Consider the following 3,839-nt stretch of genomic DNA (forward strand, 5'->3'; position numbering starts at 1 on the left):
CGACCCCGAACGCGCCCGCGACCTGGTCCAGCGGGCGCTCGCACCTGAGCCCCGCGACGACCGCGCCGAGGAGCCCGTGCCCCTCGCCGAGCCGGGCCCGGCCGTCGAGGTGGACGCCACCGAGCTGCTGTCCTGCTACGGGCTGAGCGTGTGGCCCGCCGAGGTCGTCCACTCCCCCGAGGAGGCGGCCGAGGCGGCCGAGCGGCTCGGCTGGCCGGTGGTGCTCAAGGTCACCGGCCCCGACGCCGCGCGCCGCGCCGGCACCGTGCGGGTCGGTCTGGCCGGGGCCGACATGGTGCGGCACGCCTACGCCGACTTTGCCGCCCAGCTCGGCGAGGACGCCGAGCTGGCCGTGCAGCGCATGGCGCCCCAGCCGGCCGTGCCCACCGTCGTGGGCGTCGCCGACGACCCGGGGTTCGGGCCCGTCGTGTCGTTCGGGCTGGGCGAGGTGACGGCGCGCCTGCTGCTCGACCAGGCGTACCGGCTGGCGCCGCTCACCCGCGAGGACGCCGCCGCGCTGGTGCGGTCGGTACGCGCCGCGCCGCTCCTGTTCGGCGAGTACGGCTACCCGCCCGTCGCCGTCGCCGTCCTGGAGGACCTCCTGGTACGGGTGGGCCGCCTGGCCGGGGATCTGCCCGAGGTGGCCTGGCTCGACCTGGACCCGGTCCTGGTGGGCGAGTCGGAGGTCGTCGTCCTCGACGCCCGGGCCGGCCTGCGCACCCCTCCCGGCCCACGGCTGGACGCGGGGCCCCGCAGGCTGGCCTGAGCGGGAGCTTGCCGGCGCTCCGTACGGGCGATTGGAGCACCGCGAAGACCGTTATAGAGCGTTATGCGTGGTGGGTGAGGGCGCAGCGCGGTCCTGGCAGGATGGACCCATGAGGGAAACCCGAGTCTCAGCCGCGGGCCTGCGCGAAGCGATCGAGCGCAGCGGCTACTATCCCGACCTCGTCACCGATGCGGTCGAATCCGCGCTGGGCAAGGAGGCCGTGACCGCGTTCGTGGTCCACCACGAGGCCACCTTCGATCCCGCCATGGAGGTGCGCAGGCATGTCACCGTCCTGGTGCTGACGGGCTCGAGGCTGCTGGTCTGCCACACCGACGAGCACCCGGCCGTCGAGGGCGTCTCCACCTCACACGCCTCGACCACCACCGAGGCCGTCCGCCTCAGCCGCGTCCAGTCGGTCGCGGTCACCCGCGTCGTCCCCGACCCCGCCTCGTACGCGCCGGGCTCGCCGCCCACAGAGGTCACACTCACGATCGGCTGGGGCGCCATCTCGCACATCGATCTGGAGCCGGCCACCTGCGGCGACGACAACTGCGAGGCCGACCACGGCTACACCGGCGCCATCACGGCCGACGACCTCTCGCTCCGCGTCAGCGAGGCGGCCGACGGTGCGGAGGCGGTCGGCCACGTGCTCGCCTTCGCCAAGTCCCTGTCGGAGGCCACGGCCCGCGCCCCGTCCTAGCCTCCCGCCCCGTCCTGGCCTCCCGCCGTTTGGCCTTCCGCGCCCGCGTCGCCTCGCCCGCGTGAGCCGCCCTCCGCATGACACCCGTCCCGCGCGTGCGTCGGTCGATAAGCTCGGGGGATGGTGCACAACGCGCCCCTCATCCCCGCCTACGGCGGAGCGTCGCTGGCTGACCTGCCCCGCTCGCTCCTTGCCGCCCTCGGACTCGACGAGCCCAACACGCTCGGCATCGAGCCCGCCAGGCGCATCTGCCTGTTCCTCGTCGACGGCCTCGGAGCCGAGCTGCTGCGCGCTCACGCGGGCATCGCCCCCTTCCTCTCCGCCGCCGCGGGCAGGACGCTCACGGCCGGGTTCCCCGCCACCACCGTCACCAGCCTGTGCTCGCTGGGCACCGGAGTCCCGCCGGGCGAGCACGGGATGCTGGGTCTGATGCTGGCCGTCCCAGGCACCGGCCACCTGTTCAACTGCCTGAGGTGGAAGCTGCCCGACGGCATGGTCATGGATCCCGACCGGTGGCAGCCCGCCGCCACCGTCTTCCAGCGGGCACGCGCGGCGGGCGTCGCCGCGAGCTACGTGGCCCCCGGCGAGTTCGAGGGCACCGGGCTGACCGAGGCCGTCTACCGGGGCGTTCGCTACCTGGCCGCCGAAAGCGTCGACGACCGCGTCGCAGCCGTACGGCAGGCGATGGCGGACTCGCCCGCGTACGTGACCGTCTACTATGGCGACCTCGACTCGACCGGCCACCGCACGGGGTGGGGCAGCGAGGAGTGGCTGCGGCAGCTCGCGATCGTCGACCGGATGGCCGAGCGGCTGGCCGAGGCGCTGCCCGCCGGCGCCGCCCTCTACGTCACCGCCGACCACGGCATGGTCAACGTCACCACGAAGCTCGACGCCGAGAGCGAGCCCGCGCTGAAGCGCGGCGTGGCCATGCTGGGCGGCGAGGCCAGAGCGCGGCACGTCTACACCGAGGTGGGCGCCGCGGGCGAGGTGCTCGACGCCTGGCGCGAGACGCTCGCGGGCCGCGCGTGGGTGGCGTCCAGGCAGGAGGCCGTCGAGTCGGGCTGGTTCGGGCCGGGCGTGCGGGCCGAGTGGCTGCCGCGCATCGGCGATGTGCTGGCCGTGCCGTACGCCGACCTCGCCATCATCGCCCCGAGCGTTCACAAGATCGAGGCGGCGTTCATCGGCTACCACGGCTCGATGACCGCCGCCGAGCAGTACGTGCCGCTGCTCGAGGTGAGCACGCGCTGACCCGTTTCAGTTGGAAAAGCCAGTTGACCAGCCAGTTGGAGGAGATCTAATGAGCCCGCTGATCAGTCCCGAAGACCTCGCCGCGCTCGCCGGCGTCACCGTGCTCGACGTGCGGTGGCGGCTCGGCGGGCCGCCCGGCGTCGAGCTCTACCGGGAGGGGCACCTGCCGGGAGCCGTCTTCTGCGACGTGGACGCCGACCTGGCCGGGCCGGCGGGCGCCGACGGACGGCACCCGCTCCCTTCCGCGGCGGGTTTCGAGAGCGCCATGCGGCGGCTCGGCGTGCGAGACGGGCGGACCGTGGTCGTGTACGACGACGCGGGCTCGACCGTCGCCGCCCGCGCCTGGTGGACGCTGCGCTACTTCGGTCACCAGGACGTGCGGGTGCTCGACGGCGGCTTCCCGGCCTGGACCGGCGCGGGCCTGCCGACGGACAAGGAGTTCCCCGAGGTGGAGCCGGGTGACTTCACCGCCAGGCCGGGCGGGATGCCGGTGCTGACGGCCGAGGAGGCGGCGACGCTCGCCGCCGACGGGGTGCTGCTCGACGCCCGGGCCGCCGAACGCTATCGGGGTGAGGTCGAGCCGGTCGACCCCGTGGCGGGGCACATCCCCGGCGCGGTCAGCGCCCCCACCACCGGGAACGTCGGCCCCGACGGCAGGTTCCTGCCCTCGGAGGAGCTGCGGGAGCGCTTCGCCGCTCTCGGCGTGCGCGAGGGCGTGCCGGCGGGGGCCTACTGCGGTTCGGGGGTGACCGCCGCGCACGAGGTGCTGGCCATGGGGCTCGCGGGGCTACCGGCCGCGCTGTACGTGGGCTCGTGGTCCCACTGGGTGGCGGATCAATCCAGGCCGGTCGCGACCGGCTGATCGCCCGCCCCGAAACAGGCGAACCCCACCACCCCCGTCTTGGCCGACGCCGCCGCCAGAGCCGAGGCGGGGGACTGACCGGTGGCGATCAGCTCGTGGAACAACGTCATCACGGCCAGCGCGTCCTCGTCCCGCACCGGCACCAGCCCCGCGACCACGCAGGCGGCGCCCCGCGCGAGGAACGTCCCGGCCAGCCCGAGCGGCGCCCCGTCGGCCGGGGTGCGCGCCATGCCGGAGTCGCACGCCGACAGCACCACGAGGCC

5 protein-coding genes are annotated in these 3,839 nt (G+C 74.6%); 4 read left to right on the forward strand and 1 reads right to left on the reverse strand.

Annotated elements, in window-relative coordinates:
• The 4 genes from DQW85_RS12050 to DQW85_RS12065 all read left to right on the forward strand — a co-directional run.
• The coding region (locus tag DQW85_RS12050) for an acetate--CoA ligase family protein (RefSeq protein ID WP_205315058.1) at positions 1–766 on the forward strand (766 nt) is incomplete at its 5' end.
• 109 nt (positions 767–875) lie between these two features.
• Positions 876–1,466: a DUF5998 family protein gene (locus DQW85_RS12055; RefSeq protein WP_113700417.1), complete on the forward strand. Its 591-nt coding sequence runs from the start codon at positions 876–878 to the stop codon at positions 1,464–1,466.
• 120 nt (positions 1,467–1,586) lie between these two features.
• Positions 1,587–2,714, forward strand: coding sequence for an alkaline phosphatase family protein (locus DQW85_RS12060; protein WP_113700418.1), 1,128 nt, complete (start codon positions 1,587–1,589; stop codon positions 2,712–2,714).
• Positions 2,715–2,763: 49 nt separating this feature from the next.
• Positions 2,764–3,576, forward strand: coding sequence for a sulfurtransferase (locus DQW85_RS12065; RefSeq protein ID WP_113700419.1), 813 nt, complete (start codon positions 2,764–2,766; stop codon positions 3,574–3,576).
• Here DQW85_RS12065 and DQW85_RS12070 read toward each other — a convergent pair.
• The coding region (locus DQW85_RS12070; RefSeq protein WP_162794920.1) for a CHAT domain-containing protein at positions 3,549–3,839 on the reverse strand (291 nt) is incomplete at its 5' end. The two genes, DQW85_RS12065 and DQW85_RS12070, sit on opposite strands and share 28 nt — an antisense overlap.

The organism is Nonomuraea lactucae, assembly GCF_003313395.1.
GTDB lineage: Bacteria > Actinomycetota > Actinomycetes > Streptosporangiales > Streptosporangiaceae > Nonomuraea > Nonomuraea lactucae.